Genomic DNA, 15,865 nt, shown 5'->3' on the forward strand with positions numbered 1-15,865 from the left:
CGATATTGCAAGTTAGTAGTGAACTACGGTCTTTATCGGGCGACAACTATTTTGTCGTCGGGGCGGACATAACCAAGCACGTCACGCGCGGTCTCTTCGACGATATCGGCGTTCGGAATTTCCGGCGACAACAACGCGACGTCGTGGCGAAGCCGCGTCCGGACTGTTTCGAGACCCTTGATTTCGAAGTCCAGCAGTGCGGAGCGATCTTTCAGCTCGGCGCGCGCCTCAAGGCCGTGCTGGCCGTAGCGAATATGATACGAAAAATAGGCCGTGAGCCCGACGCATGCGAGCGTCACCGAAAGCTGTTTGAGGAGCCAGATGGCTCCGCGGCGGCGCGGTGGACTCGCGTAATGCACGCGCATTTCCCTGAGTGAGAACGGATCTCGTTTTTATAGAGAGATGCCGATTAAGGCAGGGTAAACCGCTGGGCGAGTGTCGCACTCCGCCGGCCGGACAGCCCGCCGAATCGAGGCGCTGCAGGCGCTCGTCGCGAATTGTCAGAAGCGGTGCTTCACGGTGCCGTGGATCATCAGATCCCGCTTCTCGTCGTCATCGGGCGAGTTGGGAAAGTCGGGCGTCGAGCGGTTGTTTTCTTCCTCGACGGCGCCGTAAAGGAGATCGAGGCCAAAGTCCATTTTCGGAAGCGTGCCGATCTTACCGAGGCCGGGAATGCGGATTTCGGTGCCCGTGTCGGCTTTGGCGGGTGCCGAGTCTTCCTGCTCCTGCGCCTTGGGTGCATCAGGCACAGGGACGCCACCGGGGATTGCGCCCCGCTGTTCTTCCATGGCGATCACATTAGTGCTGTGCACGGCGGCAAGAGCCGCAAGCACCAAGAGCACCAGTCCTAGCCTTTTCACAAATACCCCGCGATGCCTCGCAAGCATGCACATGAGCTACTGATGCGCGGTAGATAGCAGAAACTCAATGGCAATATCCCAGGTTGTCTGGCTTCCCATCGTTTCTCGGCAATCCTGTTGTAAGGTCGCCATATCGCCTGTTTGTCACAGGTCGAGGGGAAATTCCGGTAATGTATTTAAGCATTTCCTAGGAGAACAAAAAGGGGCCACCCGAAGGCAGCCCCAAGCATCTGTTCGCAAACGGGAGAGAGCGATCAGAACCGGATCAAGCCACCCATGATGACCGAGTCGAAAGCATCGAGGTCAACATTGGTATTGGCTGCGTTGGTAATGTCGCCGTCGGCGTGACGGTACATGACGTAGAGGTCCATCGCGGCAGGTTCGATGTTCTGAACAACACCAGCACCGACAAAGTTCAGGCTGGTCGACTGCAGGTGAGAACCGTCGAACGAAGCCGACATCTTGCTGCCGCCGTCATCGTGACGGTATTCGCCGAAGATCGTCGTCTTGCCGAGCGGGATCCACTTCTGCTCGATACCGCCTTGAATGAAGTACATGGTACTCTTGTTCTCAGCGGCTGGATCGAAGTTGCGGATGTTGTCATCGACGTTCTGAGCGTAGCCGCCGTAGACATAGAGACCCGTCGGGACGTGCTGGATGGTCGCCGCGGTGCCGAAGATTTCGCAATGCGTGCCTTGAGCGAACGGCGAACTCGAACCTTTGTCGGCGCAGCCGATGTTTTCGTCGGAGTTTTCGCCGTAGCCGGCCTTGGCGAGGACCTGGAAATCACCCCACTTGTTCGTGTAGTTCAGCGACATGCCCCAATCATCGTCTTCGCCCCATGAGGCCGTCAGCGTGAAGCCGGCGATCGTCGGCGAGTCGTAACGAACGACGTTGCGGCGGCCATCCTGACCAACCGTGCCGTTGTCGACGCCCTGCAGAATGTTGTTCCAGCCGAGGCCGTTGACGAAAGCGCCGTTGCTACGGAGCTTAAAGGAGCCCTGGTAGACAGCGGCGGCCTGCGCGTCCGAGAAGTTACGCGTATTCACGCCATCGGCGTCGTCGAGCGTGTGGTAGAGAGCCGTGCCGTCCTGGCCGACCGTGACCTTGCCGAGGTCTTTGCTCTTGATGAACCAGCTGCTCTTACGAACCGTGACGGAGTTGTTGCCGCTGCCGTCAGGATTGCTCTGGTCCCATGTATTCGAGCTGCCGCCGGTGATGCCGAGTTCCAGCGTGTAACCAGCCGACCAGCCCGGAATGATTTGAGCTTCGCCAACAAAGCGGACGCGCGACTGTTCAAGCTTGTTCGTGCCGACGTAGGAGTTGCTCTCGGTGCCGTCGTTCCAGTACATGACGGCTTCGTTGACCCAGCCCGAAACCGTTAGCGAAACTTTACGGTTACCTTTGCGAGCGGTCGTGGCTTCGAGTTCGGCCACACGTTCTTCAAGATCGGCGCAGCAGTCGCCACCCAAGTCGGCAGCAGCGGCCGGCGTGATGCCTGCGGCGACGAACCCGAAGGCCGCCAGCAAAGCCCAACGGCTGCTTGATAATTTGAATACCGAATTCATCGGTGCCCCTCTATTTTTACAGACCCCAGATAATTGTCGGCACGCAATCCCCTAGCGCGCCGGGCGTTTTCGCCAGTTTTGCCTACAGTGCGTCTAAGCCATGTGGACAACTTAAGTGTCTGCTAACCGGTCAATTTAACAGTTGCGTGACAGTTGGCCGTCACAAACGTTGCTTTGCTGCAACATCTGGCCCTTTGCACCGTTTCTGTGCTTCAATAACCACACTTTTGGGACCTAAAGCATGGCTGGAAAAGACATTTTTGACATTGCTGTCATCGGAGCGGGCCCTGCTGGACTGGTCGCAGGCGCAGCATGTGCGATATCCGGCCTCCGTACGGTGGTTATCGGGCCACCATCCAACCCGCTCGACCGGCGGACATCGGCGCTATTTGGCGGATCTGTCGAGCTTCTGAAAAAGCTCGATATTTGGGCGCGGCTGCAGGCTCAGTCCGAGCCTATCACCGGCATCCGGATTGTAGATGGAAGCAAGAACCTCCTGCGGGCGCCGGAGGTGCTTTTCGAGGCGCGCGAGGCCGGATTTGAAGCCTTTGGCTACAACATCCCCAACGTGCCGCTGACGGAGGGGCTGGAGGCGGTCTGCCAAGGGTCGACAACGCGCCTTCCAGTAGCCGTCAGCCGGATCGACATCGGTGCTGAGAACGTCACGCTGACGTATGGCGATGACGCGACCGTCACGGCGCGGTTGGTCGTCGCCGCCGACGGCCGCCGGTCGGCAGCCCGCACAGCGGCGGGCATTGACGTTGCGTCATGGACGTACCCGCAATCTGCAATTGTAGCGACATTCCATCACCAGCGTGACCATTACGGCATCTCAACCGAGTTGCATCGACCTGTCGGCCCTCTCACGGTCGTGCCGGGGCCGGGCAAAACATCGAACCTCGTCTGGATCGAGGAACCGGAAGAAGCGAAGCGCTTGCTGGCGCTTGATGATTCGGCATTTGAGCACGAACTGGGACAGGCGCTTAAAGGGCTGCTGGGCTCCATCTCCGGCTTGACGCCAAGACAAGCTTTTCCGCTTTCCGGCCAGAACGCACGGATACTGGCGAAAAACCGGGTCGTGGTCGCGGGCGAAGCCGCCCACGTCATTCCGCCGATCGGCGCCCAGGGCCTCAACCTCAGCTGCCGAGACGCGGCAACTCTCGCCGAGATTGCGGGAGAGGCTAAAACCCGGGGCGAGGATATCGGCAGCGACGCCGCGCTCAGCCGGTACGACAGTGCGCGGAAAGCTGACATCGGAACCCGGATCTTCGCGATCGACCTGTTGAATCGCTCGCTGCTAAGCAGCCACATTCCGGGCGTGAACCTTGCCCGTGGGCTCGGTCTCTTTGCGCTGGCTTCAAGTTCGACCCTGCGGACGCAGGTGATGCGCGAAGGCATCCTCCCGGCCGCTTCGCGGCCTGCTCTGATGAGCGGCGGGGAAATGTGACCACCGAGGCTTGACGGCCAGCGGAGCGCAGGGGCATTTCGCTGCGGCATTCGCCATCAGGATAAGGAACCGGGAACTGTCCTCGACGGAAATTTCGCCACTGCGCGATCTACAGTTCAGGCTGGAATACGGCCTGCTTCGCTTCATCGTCGGCATTGTCCGCTCGGTGCCGCTCGACACGGCGACGCATATTTCGGCGTGGTGTTGGCGGCGGCTGGCGCCGAAGATCAATCCAAAACGGCACAAGCGCGCCCTCGATAATCTGAAGATCGCCTTTCCCGAAAAGTCGGACGAAGAGCGACTGACGATCGCCCTGCGTCACTGGGAAAATCTCGGCCGCGTCATGGCCGAGACGATGCGGATCGACCAGATCATCGCCGAACCGTCGCGCCTGACGATCAAGAACCCAGATGTTTTCAATCGCTATGCGAGCAAGCTCGGGCCGATCGTCGGCGCATCGCTGCACATGGGCAACTGGGAGCTGGCGATTTGGCCACTGACGCTCGCAGGCGCCAATCCGGCATGCGTCTATCGCTCCGTAAACAATCCTTATATCGACCGCTACATCCGCTATCAGCGGCGCGACCTCTATCCGGGCGGACTATTCGGCCGCGGCAAAGTCGAAGGCGATCACGGCGAGAGCCAGAAGACGGCGCGGGTGATCATGGATTACGTCCGCAACGGCGGGCGGCTCGGGGTCGTGTGCGATCTTTGGGACCGGACCGGTCTGCCGGTTCCCTTCTTCGGGCACGACGCCCGGACCGTCACCATTCCGGCGATGATCGCCCGGCGCGTCGGCGCTCGCATCTGGATGTCTCGCTGCATGCGCGTCGGCAACGACAGCCGCTTCGAGATCGAGCTGAAAGAGCTGCGCATTCCGCGAACGTCCAATCATAGCGATGACGTCAAATGGGCAACCGCCGAGATGACGCGCCAGTTCGAGGAATGGGTGCGCGAACTGCCTGAGCAATGGATGTGGTCCAACCGCCGCTGGAATTAACCGCGCTGGCTCACCACGGCTTTTCGGAACTGCATGGGCGACGAGAGCGTTTTTTGAGGTTGTGCCTCAACGGAGCGCGGAATGAACGACGCCCTAACGCCATTACGCCTCTTTGTCGTTGCCATGGGGCTTCTGCTGCCGACGATCGCCTTGATTCCGCTGGGCAGTCTTTGGCTTTGGCAGCACGGCTATCTTATTCACTGGGCCGTTGCGACGCTCATCTGCACGGCGCTGGCCTTCGTATTCGAGCGCCGAACGCTGGGTCGGCCGCCGGCCCGCACCGCGGACGTTTCTGAGTTTCAAGAGGTGTTGCCGCCTGAGACTGCGGATGTCGCCTCGGATCTTCGTAGTGACGCAATGTCGGCGGTCGAAGTGTTTGCGAACGACTCTAACTCGCGAACAATCTCGACCTGGAACGACCTTCTGAATACCGGCCTAGAGACGGTCGAGATCGTTGCTAAGGTTTATCACCCAGCCGACAAAGACCCTATGCTGCACTTTACGGTGCCGGAAGCGTTGACTCTCGTCGAACAGGTGAGCGCAAGGTTGCGGCCTGTGTTCGAGGGAACGATCCCGCTCGGCAATCGACTGACTGTGGCGCAGTTCGCGCAAGTCTATCGCTGGCGCGGAATTTATGACGTTGCCGGGCGCGCCTGGTCGGTGTGGCGCGTGGCGCGCATGGTCAATCCGGCGACAGCCGCAACATATGAAATGCGCGAGCGTTTATCGAAATCGCTGTTTCAATGGCTGAAGGGCACGATCTCCGGGCGGCTCGTGCGCGCCTATATTCATGAGGTCGGCGCGGCGGCGATCGATCTTTACAGCGGCGAGTTGCGAAAAGAAGCTCAAGCACGAAAAGCGGATTTGCGATCGCAGCCGATCGCCCCGCGCAAATAAATCCGCCGAGCGATCGCTTTTAAATTGATCTCTCGGCGGATGAATTGCTTAGCTGTCGGTTGTTTGACGACGGTGTTCGTCGTTACGACTTCCACAGCGCGCCGATGACAAAACCGACTGCTGCAGCCGCCAACAACGTCGTCACAGGCTGTTCCTTGACCGACTTGTCGATTGCACCCTTCACGTTGCCGGCGACTTCGCTGGCTTGCTGCTTGGCCTGACCGGCCATTTCCTGAGCACGATCGGACGCGTCATCGTAAGCTTGTTTCGCTTTGCTCTTTAGATCTTCAACGCTGCCTGATCCGTACTGAGATGCGGATGACGTAGCCATTTTGGGGGTACTCCGTTTGTTGCAACATCGACCGTGCAACGCGAACGGAGAGCGGATGGTTTCATGGCAATTCGGTGAGCAATGTCCGAACGCTGTATTCCAACTAAGCTGGCGCTTTGCCCGAATAGTGAGTGGCCAGGATGGCGGGTTCCGCGGCCACGACGTTAGGGCAACCGAGTCAACGCATCGCCATTCCGACTTATGTCCGAATGGCGATGCGAATTATTCCGTTACCGCATATCCGGTGGAACCGCTTCCTTTGCCAACGCCGTTAGCGCCTCATCGAGGCCAAGCACGGTCTGATCTTGCGAACCGAGGCGGCGTACGGAAACCTTCTTCTCTTCCGCCTCGCGTTTGCCGACGACGAGGATGACCGGAACCTTGGTCAGCGAATGCTCGCGGACTTTGAGGTTGATCTTCTCATTGCGAAGGTCCGTTTCGACGCGCAGGCCCAGCGCCTTCGCCTTCTCTGCGACTTCGACCGCGTAATCATTCGCGTCGGAAACAATCGGCGCGACGACGACCTGCAGCGGCGCGAGCCATAGCGGGAAATGTCCGGCGAAGTTCTCGATCAAGATGCCAGTGAAGCGTTCGAGCGAGCCGAAGATCGCGCGGTGGATCATCACCGGCGTTTTCTTCTCCGACTTCTCGTCGATGTAGAACGCGCCGAGGCGGCCCGCGAGGTTGAAGTCGACCTGCGTGGTGCCACACTGCCAGTCGCGGCCGATGGCGTCACGCAGCACGTATTCGAGCTTCGGTCCGTAGAACGCGCCCTCGCCCGGCTGGATCTCTGTCTTGATCTGATCGTTCGAGCGGCGCTTCACTTCATCTAGCACGTCGCTCAGCGCCTTCTCGGCTTTATCCCAAAGCTCATCGGAGCCGACGCGTTTGTCGGGGCGCAGCGACAGCTTAATGACGATGTTCTCGAAGCCGAAGTCCTTGTAGATCGAGAGCAGCAGATCGTTGATTTTGAGGCATTCCTCCATGATCTGATGCTCAGTCAGGAAGATGTGGGCGTCGTCCTGCGTGAAGTGGCGCACGCGCAGCATGCCGTGCAACGCGCCAGACGGCTCGTAGCGATGTACCTTGCCGAACTCGGCGATGCGCAACGGCAGATCGCGATAGCTCTTCAGACCGTTCTTGTAGATCTGTACGTGGCCGGGACAGTTCATCGGCTTGCAGCAGAACACGCGCTCATCGGGAAGCACGGTCGTAAACATGTTCTCGCCGTAGTTCTCCCAGTGCCCCGAAAGCTCCCAGAAGTGCTTCTCCATCATGTCCGGAGTGTTGACCTCGGTATAGCCTGCGCGCGCCTGCTGACGACGCATGTAGGCGATCAAGGTCTGGAACAGGGTCCAGCCTTTCGGATGCCAGAAGACGGAGCCCGGCGCTTCTTCCTGGAAGTGGAAGAGATCCATCTCGCGGCCGAGCTTGCGGTGATCGCGCTTCTCGGCTTCTTCGAGCTGATGCAGATAGGCCTTCAGTTCATCCTCGGTCGCGAACGCGGTGCCGTAGATGCGCTGAAGGACCGGCTTGGTTGAATCGCCACGCCAATAGGCACCAGCGAACTTCATCAGCTTGAATGCCTTGCCGACTTGGCCCGTCGAGGTCATATGCGGGCCGCGGCAGAGATCGAGCCACTCGCCCTGCTTGTAGATCTTGACGTCCTGGTCTTCCGGGATCGCGTCGACAAGCTCGACCTTGAAGTACTCGCCCTTGTCCTTGAAGAACTCCTTCGCCTTGTTGCGCGACCAGACTTCCTTGGTGAAAGGCGCGTTCTTGGCGATGATCTCGCCCATGCGCTTTTCGATCTTCGGAATGTCTTCCGGCTCGAACGGCTGCTGCTTGGCGAAGTCGTAATAGAAGCCGTTGTCGATCACCGGGCCGATGGTCACCTGAGTGCCGGGCCAGATCGACTGCACGGCTTCAGCGAGAACGTGCGCGGCGTCGTGCCGGATCAGCTCCAAGGCTGCCGGATCGGTGCGCGAGACGAAGTTGATCGACGCATCCTGATTGATCGGATCGGCAAGGTCGGCCAGCGCGCCATTGAGCTGCATGGCGACGGTACGTTTCGCGAGCGAGGGAGAGATCGACTTGGCGATTTCGAGGCCCGTGGTTCCCGCTGCTACCTGGCGCTGTTTGCCGTCCGGGAACGTAATGGTGACGTCTGTCATCGTGGCCTCCTTTGCTCACTCGCCGCATACGGACGCGGCGTAAGACGATTTTCGATTGCGCTAATGGGGTGTGGGCGCGTCCAAGTCAAGCTGCTGCGGCATGATCGAAAGCGAAGTCTACCGCCAGCGACCATAGCGCCAGGGCTGGAAGGTGTGTTTGACGTCGCGGATGTCCGGCACGGGGTCGACACCGTGGGTGCCAGCCGGTCCGCAGCGGACGAACCGCGACAGCGTCAGCCAGAAGCCGCGCCAGGCGCCGTTCAGCTCGATCGCCTGCAGCCCGTATTCCGAGCATGTCGGCCAATGGCGGCACTGGCCGCCAACCAGCCATTTGAAGGTGTAGCGGTAGATGTGGATCGGCGCTTTCAGCAGCGTTTTGGCAAGCCTCGAACTCATGCCCGAAGCAGAGCGCGTTTCCACAGCGCTATGCAAGTGCGACGCTCTGATGGCCCGCGCCTCGCCTTACGGCGTCGGGGTTGCAGGAGCCGCGGGGGCCGGTGCGGTAGGCGTCGCCGGTTGGGCAGCAGCCTTGGCGGTCTCAAGATCCTTCTGAAGCGTTGCGATCTGACCCTTAAGGCTGTCGATCTCGCCGCGAAGCGCAGCGGCTGCGGATTCGGCGTCGGCTTTCGCCTTATTTGCGGCTTCCAGCTCGGCCTTGACCTTGTTCGTCGCGTCGTCGGCCGTGGCGAGCTTGGCTTTCATTTCCTCGGCGGCGCCCTGGAGCTTGGCCTTCAGGTCGTCGTTTTCCTTGGTCACAGCCGTGACCTTGTTGTCGAGTTCGGAAACCTTGCCCATTGCCGTTGAAACGTCAGCCTTGCTTTCGTCGGCCTGGCGCTGGGCATCGCTGACGGCGGCCTTCAGGCGGTCGATCTCGTCCTGCGACGACTTTCTGACATCGGCGGCGTCGTCGACAGCCTTTTGCAGCGAGGCTACTTCGCCCTGGAGCGCCGACACCTGAGCCTCAGCCGACGTCTTCTGTTGCCAGCCATAGATCGCCACCAACGCCAGGATCGCGATAACGATCCATTTCAGTGCGCTGGTCGATGAGGCAGCACCCTCTGCGCGCGCGCCACTATCGTTATCCTGCGCTGACATCTGGATCTCCCGTTGTGCTCTAAGGTCTATTTTTTCCAGCCGTTGCACGCCAGCCCATGCTTGGAGACGCGCCGGTTTCTTTCTTCGTTTTTGTGACTAACGAACCGACCGTTCGATGCGTCTTCTACTCCCAGTTTTTCTCAAACCGAAAGCCCTTCCAGCAAGCCGAGGGAAGAAAGATTCCGCCGAGTTGTCGAAATGGCTCGCCGCATCGATCCGGGGTGCAGTCGCAGAATATACAGCACGCCGGCTCGCGTCCGTCGATTGGGCGTACGGGCGTCGGTCAGAAATTTAGAGGAAAAATTGCGGTCAAGGTTAGCGTTCTGCCCGGACGTCGGCGCTCGCTCGCACCTCGGCGTCCTCGAGCGCCTTTTCGACCGCGTCGAACACCAGGAGTGTCGATGCATGTCGGGCCTTGTAGTTGCGGACCGGCTCAAGAACGGCGAGATCCGCCCAGCGCCCGGCGGGAGGCGGACCACCCTCCTTCAACATTGCGCGCATTTCCCGGCCGATGCGGCGAAGCTCATCGGGCGTCGAGCCGACGATCTCCCGCCCCATGACCGAAGCCGAGGCCTGACCCAGCAGGCAAGCCTTCACCGACTGGCCGAACTCGCTCACATGCCCGTCTTCGAGCTTGACGTCGACCGTCACGGTCGAGCCGCAGAGCTTGGAGTGTCCCGTGGCGCTGCCGTCAGGATCGGTCAGGCGATCGGTATGGGAGATCCCGCCCGCGAGCTCCAGGATGCGCGTGTTGTAGATCTCATCGAGATTGGCCATAGCGATCTTCGCGTCTTCCGGTTCTCAGGATCCGTCTTTCGGATCTTTAGGCCGCGACCGGCCCTCGTCCAAACGTTCCGGTCGCCGTATATAAGCCGAGCCGGTATCGAATGCGAGATGCGGCCGTTCGCCAGCTGCGTCAGTGGGCCGTCGAGCGAAAAACGGACTTTCCCTATGTGGCGTCGCGGTCATCACATATGCGCTTTTCGCTCAGGTGCATTGTGATGACGAGATGGCGCCGGAGAACTAAAGCGGCATGACCGAGACGATAGAGACGACCCATTCATTCAAGCCGAAGTTCAGCGCCGAGGGGCTCATTCCGGCGGTCGTAACCGATCACCGGTCGGGCGACGTGCTAATGTTCGCCTACATGAATCAGATGGCTCTCAATGAGACCATTGCCAGCGGCATCGCACATTTCTGGAGTCGCTCGCGCGGCAAGCTGTGGAAGAAGGGCGAGGAAAGCGGCAACCTTCTCAAAGTCATAGAGCTGCGGACGGATTGCGATCAGGACGTCGTCTGGGTTTCCGCCGAGGTGCAGGGCGATGGGGTTGCTTGCCATACGGGCGAGCGGTCGTGTTTCTACCGGCGCGTCGTAAAGCCGGATGGCACAGACGCCGCCGCTCTGGAGTTCGCCCCCCTCCCCGCACCAAAAACTCCGACCGCCTGAACCTGACGCTCTCATCACGTATCGGCTGTCCGGCATCCCGTTTGCCATGCTCGCGTTCATAACTTGCTTACCTCTTGGTAGCGGGACCTTAATCGGCTGGCGATAACGTCGCAGCGGATGTGCCGGCAAAAACCATCGCCGGCAGAGGGTGCGTATCGGGAGTGCCAATCATGCTTGGCAGGACGAGCGTGAGGATCGGATTAGCACTGGGTGGGGGCGCCGCGCGCGGATGGGCGCACATCGGCGTTTTGAAGGCGCTCGAACGCCATGGCATCCGGCCCGACGTCATTGCCGGAACGTCGATCGGAGCCGTCGTCGGCGGCTGTTATGCTGCGGGCCATCTCGATCAACTGGAGCGCTGGGCGCGCGAGCTGACGCCGAAGCGCATCTTCGGATATCTGGATTTCAATTTCGCCGGCACGGGCCTCATCAGCGGGCAGCGGCTGTGCAGCCGGCTCGAGCAGCAGCTTGGCGACCGCAACATCGAAGATCTCGAGACGCGCTTCACTGCGGTCGCGACCGAGATCGGCACCGGGCATGAGCACTGGCTATCCCGCGGACGGCTAGTCGACGCGGTGCGCGCCTCTTATGCGCTGCCAGGCGTGTTCAAGCCGGTGAAGGTCAACGGGCGGTGGCTATTCGACGGCGCGCTCGTCAACCCGATCCCCGTTTCCGTCTGCCGGGCGCTGGGCGCGCGCTATGTCATCGCCGTCAATCTGAATTTCGACATCCTGGGCCGCGGCAGTGTCATCTCCTCACCCGAAGCGATGTTCTCGGAGGCTGACGAAGAATTGCGGAACGCCGCGGCAGCCGAAACGGTCGGCAAGAAAGGCGTCCGCGGGCTCCTGCAGCGGCAGATCCTCGGAAAAGGCGACGGCGCGCCGGGAATTTCGACCGTCATGGTCGACGCGCTCAATATCGTGCAGGACAGGATCGCACGTTCGCGTCTCGCAGGCGATCCGCCCGACGCGATGCTGTCGCCGCGATTACAGGATGTCGGGCTATTCGATTTCCATCGAGCGGAAGAAGCCATTGAACTCGGCATGCAGGCCGTCGAACGTCAACTCGACGACCTGATGCGCGAGATCGAGGTCTGCGAACCAAAGCGGACGCGTACGGAGGACAAGCGCGTCGCCATCCAGCAGGACCTTCAGCCCGTCGCCAAGTAATCGCGCATGGCGGTGACTTCGAGCTGGACCTCAGCGATATGATGTTTGACGACGTCGCCGATCGAGATGATGCCGACGAGCTCGCCGTCTTCGATCACAGGCACATGGCGGAAACGGCCTTTCGTCATCGTCTCCATGACGCCGTCGATCGTGCAGTCGCGCGTGCATGAGATGACGTCGCGCGTCATGCCGTCGTTCGCGGTCATGGCGAGCGCCTTCGGCCCGTGCTCGGCGATGAGGCGAATGAGGTCGCGTTCCGAGATGATGCCGGCGAGTTTGTTGTTCTCGAGGATGACGATCGCGCCGATCTTGCGGCTCGCCAGACGTAGCGCGATTTCCTGAAGGGTGTCGGTGGGCGACGCGGTCATGACGCTTCTGCCCTTGGACTTCAATATCTGTCCGATAATCATAAAATCAGCCTCCGTTTGCGGAACGCTGTTCCGAACTGGAAACGTGGTCGCGCGCTTGCGCGTCACTTAGAGGCCCGCAAGCTAGCGCGGTCTCCCGCCGGCATTCCGCTGCGTTTCACACCCAATAAGATCCGCTCTGACGGCGGATTAATGCAGGAAGGCTGAGGCAATTCTTACAGGATTGCAAGCTTTCATTCGAGATCTGCAGCAGGCGGTAAATCATTTTGCATCGCGGGATTATCTGAACGGTCAAATAAACCAAATGCAAAAAGTCCGAACAGATAGCCGCCGATATGCGCCTCCCACGCGATCGCACCGGCCTCGCCCATTTTTCCGAAGCCGATGATCGCCAGAAGATTGATGGCGACGAACACGATCGACGACAGAACGATGCGGCTGTCTCGCAGCGCTCCCATGATCGTCACGGCTGGAATGGCCGACGGGTTGTGGCGCAACAGATAGCCCTCGCCGCGATCGAGAGCGTTAAAGAGAAACCGCATCACGCCACCCATCATCGCCGACACAGCACCCGACGCACCAATGACCGGCGCTGCCAATCCTGGATTGAAAAGTAGAAACAGCAATGCACCACAGATGCCGCCGCAGACCGAAAAAACAATGAACCGCAAACCGCCGAGACGGGCGCACAGCACAGAGCCGAAGGCCAACAGCCAAAGGCCGTTGAAAGCGATGTGCGTGATGTCGGCGTGCACGAGCAAGTGCGTCACGAATGACGTCACCTCGGCGACGCTGCCTCCGGGGATCTGATCGGCGAAGCCTGAGTACCGCGCCGGAATGAATGCGAGCGCCAGCACCCACCACGAATATTGCTCGGGCGGCAGTATGGACAGCGCGACGTGCACCGCAATCAACACGGCTAGGATGCCGAGCACGGCGCCCGGCACGTTAAACATTGGTTCTCGGTTCACGACTTCGTCCCACTTTGAGGCGATCCAGTCCGCAGCAACTGAACGGCCGTTGTTACCGGTTCACGCAAAAGCGGGCAACTGGACAGGCGAAACGCGTTTTTCGCGGCTTCGACGTGCGCTGGCATGAACGATGCTCATTCGACTGCCAGGGAGCCTGCGCGCTCCGAAATGGAACGGCGGAGGTCTGGGATGTCCGCCACCCAACGAAAATTCAGGGTCGTAACGCGTGAGCATGCAAGAAGCCGTCAGTCAGTCGCTCTATTCATATTGGGACGCTCTCCGGGGCAATCGCCCGGCGCCGAAGCGTTTCGAGATCGAGCCGTCGCGCATCGCGAATAATCTTCCCGATACGTTCATTCTGGAGCGCGTCAACTATACCAATGCGCGTTTCCGGCTCGCGGGCACACGGATCACCGATGCGCTCGGCATGGAGCTGCGCGGCAGGAACCTGTTTGAGATGTTCGATATCGGCGATCGGCGGACTTTGCAGAACCAGATGGAGCTGATCGCGTCGCGCTGCGCGGTCGGTCTGTTCCATATGTCCGCCGAAAGCGCCGACGGGAAGTCGACGACATTCGAGGTGCTGATCCTGCCGCTGACGCACACGAGTGATACGGTCGAACGCTTTCTCGGCTCTGTTGCCTCTCGAGAGAAGCCGGAATGGCTCGGCTCCGTGCCGCTGACAAGGCGGAAGCTCGTTCATCACGAGATCGTCTGGCCGAGCCGCGCCGCCCCTGAGGACGAGAGCGACTTTCAATATCAGGCACCCATCCTCCACACCCGGCGGGAAGCACGCATCGTGCGCTCGGCGCGGCGGCAGTTCCGCGTCTTCGACGGTGGGCTCAGCCTTTCCGGCGACGAGCGGTAATCTTCTTTCAATACATAATCTTCCCCTGCCCGCACCCGTCGAATTTGGTGCGCCGATTAGAACTTCATTAAGGACCCCACCCGCATAGTTCATGCGGGTGGTTTTCGCTCATTTCGCAATGTTCGAGAGCACGCCCGGCAGCAATTTCTGACCGCAGTTCAAAGGTCGGCCATGGCCGTGCATACGAGCATCATCCGTGACGTCCTGCATCCGACCGATGCCATCTTGGCTGGCGACATGCGCAAACATCGCCGTGTTCCGCTTTCGCTTAGTGGCCGCTTCATGCGCGCAGACCGCAGCGAATACACCTGCCAATTGAAAAACGTTTCCGTCGGCGGTGCAGCCGTTACGACCGCGCATCTACCTGAAGTCGGTGAGCGCGTGGTCGTCTACTTCGATCATCTGGGCGGATTTGAGGGTGTCGTCGCAAGAATTACGTCGGATGGTTTCGCATTCGTTTTCAAAGTCACGGAACACAAGCGCGAAAAGCTCGCCGCGCAGATTACGTGGCTCATCAATAAGGATGATTTTCCCGGGGCCGCCGGTCGTAGCCATGAACGTGTCGGAACTCGCGGGCGTCGTACGACGTTGAGGGTCGAAGACGGGGTCGTTATCGACGTGGAATTGCTCGATCTTTCAGCATCCGGCGCTTCGATTGCCACGCCTGCGCGGCCGCCTATCGGCAGCTTCGTGGTTGCCGGAAAGACCCGGGCGATCGTCCGGCGTCACCACGAGCATGGAATTGGTTTGCAGTTTTTGTCGCTGCTGTCGCCGGAGGCGATGCGCGACAGGTTCCCTTGACGTTTTTGCGTTGGTTGTGTGATGCCGCAAATTGCTCGCCGAGTTGCCAAAATCGTTAAGTTAAATTTTTATACGAATTTAGCTCGAATGCTGCGGTGGGCATTCATGCTAAAACCAGCTGTGTCGCGTACTGTATCGTACCGTGTTCGAGGGCGTTTCATGAAGTACGGTAGCGTAGCCATCTCGGTGGCAGTGTGGTTGTGTGGTGCGGCGTTGCCGGCGGCGGCGCAACAGGTTGCGGTTATCAGTCCCGCGGTGCGTGCACCAGAGTTCATGCGGATTTATGGCAGTTCGCAACCCCCTTATGGGTTTGTGGCCTTCTGCGAACGGATGCCTCAGGAATGCGTCGTCACCTCTTCCGACGACGCCCGGTTCCGGGCGACGCCGCAGGCGTTGAGCGAGCTCGACGAAATCAACCGTTCGGTCAACCATGAGATCGAACCGGCGACGGATCAGGAAGTCTACGGCGTCACCGAATACTGGACGATCCCGAAGACGCGCGGCGACTGCGAAGATTACGCGCTCTTGAAGCGCCATCGCCTGATCGCCAGCGGCTGGCCTTCCGGCACCTTGCTCATGACAGTCGTGCGTGACGAGAAGAACGAAGGCCATGCCGTGCTGACCGCGCGGACAACGCAGGGCGACTTCATTCTCGACAACAAGATCGACGTCGTGCGGCTCTGGAACCAGACGCCCTATCACTACGTGATGCGGCAATCGTACCTCAACCCGAAGGTCTGGGTGTCGCTCGATCCGAACGATGCGGTCACGCCGCCGGCGCTGTCGGGCGTGCAGTCCGTCGATCCGTCAATGTTCGACGGCACGCCGGATTTCCCCTGAGGTAATCCCCTTCAAAATCCTCAGAAACA

At 60.1% G+C, this 15,865-nt stretch carries 18 protein-coding genes; 8 read left to right on the forward strand and 10 right to left on the reverse strand.

Features of this window, described 5'->3' with window-relative positions; all coding sequences use genetic code 11:
- Positions 1-32: 32 nt before the first annotated feature.
- The 3 genes from RLW41_RS20930 to RLW41_RS20940 form a co-directional block, all read right to left on the reverse strand.
- Positions 33-359, reverse strand: a complete 327-nt coding sequence (locus RLW41_RS20930; RefSeq protein ID WP_409559934.1) for an FtsB family cell division protein — start codon at positions 357-359, stop codon at positions 33-35.
- Positions 360-500: 141 nt separating this feature from the next.
- Positions 501-860: a hypothetical protein gene (locus tag RLW41_RS20935; RefSeq protein WP_244421011.1), complete on the reverse strand. Its 360-nt coding sequence runs from the start codon at positions 858-860 to the stop codon at positions 501-503.
- Between the two features lie 254 nt (positions 861-1,114).
- Positions 1,115-2,428 carry a porin gene (locus RLW41_RS20940; protein WP_409559936.1) on the reverse strand — a complete coding sequence of 438 codons (1,314 nt, stop codon included), beginning with the start codon at positions 2,426-2,428 and terminating at the stop codon, positions 1,115-1,117.
- 241 nt (positions 2,429-2,669) lie between these two features.
- Here RLW41_RS20940 and RLW41_RS20945 point away from each other — a divergent pair, with 241 nt between their 5' ends.
- From RLW41_RS20945 to RLW41_RS20955, 3 genes are all read left to right on the forward strand, one after another.
- Entirely contained in the window at positions 2,670-3,875 is a 1,206-nt protein-coding gene (locus tag RLW41_RS20945) for an FAD-dependent monooxygenase (protein ID WP_414462740.1), read from the forward strand.
- Between the two features lie 10 nt (positions 3,876-3,885).
- Positions 3,886-4,875, forward strand: a complete 990-nt coding sequence (locus RLW41_RS20950; protein WP_414462741.1) for a lysophospholipid acyltransferase family protein — start codon at positions 3,886-3,888, stop codon at positions 4,873-4,875.
- Between the two features lie 81 nt (positions 4,876-4,956).
- On the forward strand, positions 4,957-5,772 hold the full coding sequence (locus RLW41_RS20955) for a GTP-binding protein HSR1 (protein WP_409559939.1): 816 nt from the start codon (positions 4,957-4,959) through the stop codon (positions 5,770-5,772).
- An 82-nt stretch (positions 5,773-5,854) separates the two neighbouring features.
- Here the strand turns inward: RLW41_RS20955 and RLW41_RS20960 are convergent, their stop codons facing one another.
- From RLW41_RS20960 to RLW41_RS20980, 5 genes are all read right to left on the reverse strand, one after another.
- Positions 5,855-6,103, reverse strand: coding sequence for a DUF883 family protein (locus tag RLW41_RS20960; protein ID WP_013947717.1), 249 nt, complete (start codon positions 6,101-6,103; stop codon positions 5,855-5,857).
- Positions 6,104-6,333: 230 nt separating this feature from the next.
- A complete protein-coding gene (gene thrS, locus RLW41_RS20965; protein ID WP_414462742.1) occupies positions 6,334-8,277 on the reverse strand; it encodes a threonine--tRNA ligase in 1,944 nt (647 codons plus the stop codon).
- A 117-nt stretch (positions 8,278-8,394) separates the two neighbouring features.
- Positions 8,395-8,673, reverse strand: a complete 279-nt coding sequence (gene yidD, locus RLW41_RS20970) for a membrane protein insertion efficiency factor YidD (protein WP_409559941.1) — start codon at positions 8,671-8,673, stop codon at positions 8,395-8,397.
- Between the two features lie 66 nt (positions 8,674-8,739).
- Positions 8,740-9,372, reverse strand: a complete 633-nt coding sequence (locus tag RLW41_RS20975) for a hypothetical protein (protein WP_409559942.1) — start codon at positions 9,370-9,372, stop codon at positions 8,740-8,742.
- 315 nt (positions 9,373-9,687) lie between these two features.
- Positions 9,688-10,149: an iron-sulfur cluster assembly scaffold protein gene (locus RLW41_RS20980; RefSeq protein ID WP_409559943.1), complete on the reverse strand. Its 462-nt coding sequence runs from the start codon at positions 10,147-10,149 to the stop codon at positions 9,688-9,690.
- A 256-nt stretch (positions 10,150-10,405) separates the two neighbouring features.
- On the opposite strand from RLW41_RS20980, the gene hisI reads away from it, so the two are divergent.
- Together hisI and RLW41_RS20990 are read left to right on the forward strand one after the other, a co-directional pair.
- Positions 10,406-10,819 (forward strand): phosphoribosyl-AMP cyclohydrolase, encoded by a 414-nt coding sequence (hisI, locus tag RLW41_RS20985; protein WP_013947724.1) that lies wholly within the window; start codon positions 10,406-10,408, stop codon positions 10,817-10,819.
- Positions 10,820-10,989: 170 nt separating this feature from the next.
- Complete coding sequence (locus RLW41_RS20990; RefSeq protein ID WP_409559945.1) at positions 10,990-11,988, forward strand: patatin-like phospholipase family protein; 999 nt, start codon at positions 10,990-10,992, stop codon at positions 11,986-11,988.
- Here RLW41_RS20990 and RLW41_RS20995 read toward each other — a convergent pair.
- Together RLW41_RS20995 and RLW41_RS21000 are read right to left on the reverse strand one after the other, a co-directional pair.
- Positions 11,970-12,398 carry a CBS domain-containing protein gene (locus RLW41_RS20995; protein WP_409559946.1) on the reverse strand — a complete coding sequence of 143 codons (429 nt, stop codon included), beginning with the start codon at positions 12,396-12,398 and terminating at the stop codon, positions 11,970-11,972. The two genes, RLW41_RS20990 and RLW41_RS20995, sit on opposite strands and share 19 nt — an antisense overlap.
- Positions 12,399-12,589: 191 nt before the next feature.
- A complete protein-coding gene (locus tag RLW41_RS21000; RefSeq protein ID WP_414462743.1) occupies positions 12,590-13,327 on the reverse strand; it encodes a rhomboid family intramembrane serine protease in 738 nt (245 codons plus the stop codon).
- 232 nt (positions 13,328-13,559) lie between these two features.
- Between RLW41_RS21000 and RLW41_RS21005 the strand changes: the two genes are divergently transcribed.
- The 3 genes from RLW41_RS21005 to RLW41_RS21015 all read left to right on the forward strand — a co-directional run bounded on the left by RLW41_RS21005 (position 13,560) and on the right by RLW41_RS21015 (position 15,836).
- On the forward strand, positions 13,560-14,195 hold the full coding sequence (locus tag RLW41_RS21005) for a PAS domain-containing protein (protein ID WP_409563264.1): 636 nt from the start codon (positions 13,560-13,562) through the stop codon (positions 14,193-14,195).
- A gap of 171 nt (positions 14,196-14,366) precedes the next feature.
- On the forward strand, positions 14,367-14,996 hold the full coding sequence (locus tag RLW41_RS21010; protein ID WP_414462744.1) for a PilZ domain-containing protein: 630 nt from the start codon (positions 14,367-14,369) through the stop codon (positions 14,994-14,996).
- A gap of 159 nt (positions 14,997-15,155) precedes the next feature.
- The gene (locus RLW41_RS21015; protein ID WP_013947731.1) at positions 15,156-15,836 is read left to right on the forward strand and encodes a transglutaminase-like cysteine peptidase; all 681 of its coding nucleotides are present in this window, start codon (positions 15,156-15,158) and stop codon (positions 15,834-15,836) included.
- Positions 15,837-15,865: the final 29 nt, after the last annotated feature.

It is taken from the genome of Hyphomicrobium sp. DY-1 (assembly GCF_047497105.1).
GTDB lineage: Bacteria > Pseudomonadota > Alphaproteobacteria > Rhizobiales > Hyphomicrobiaceae > Hyphomicrobium_B.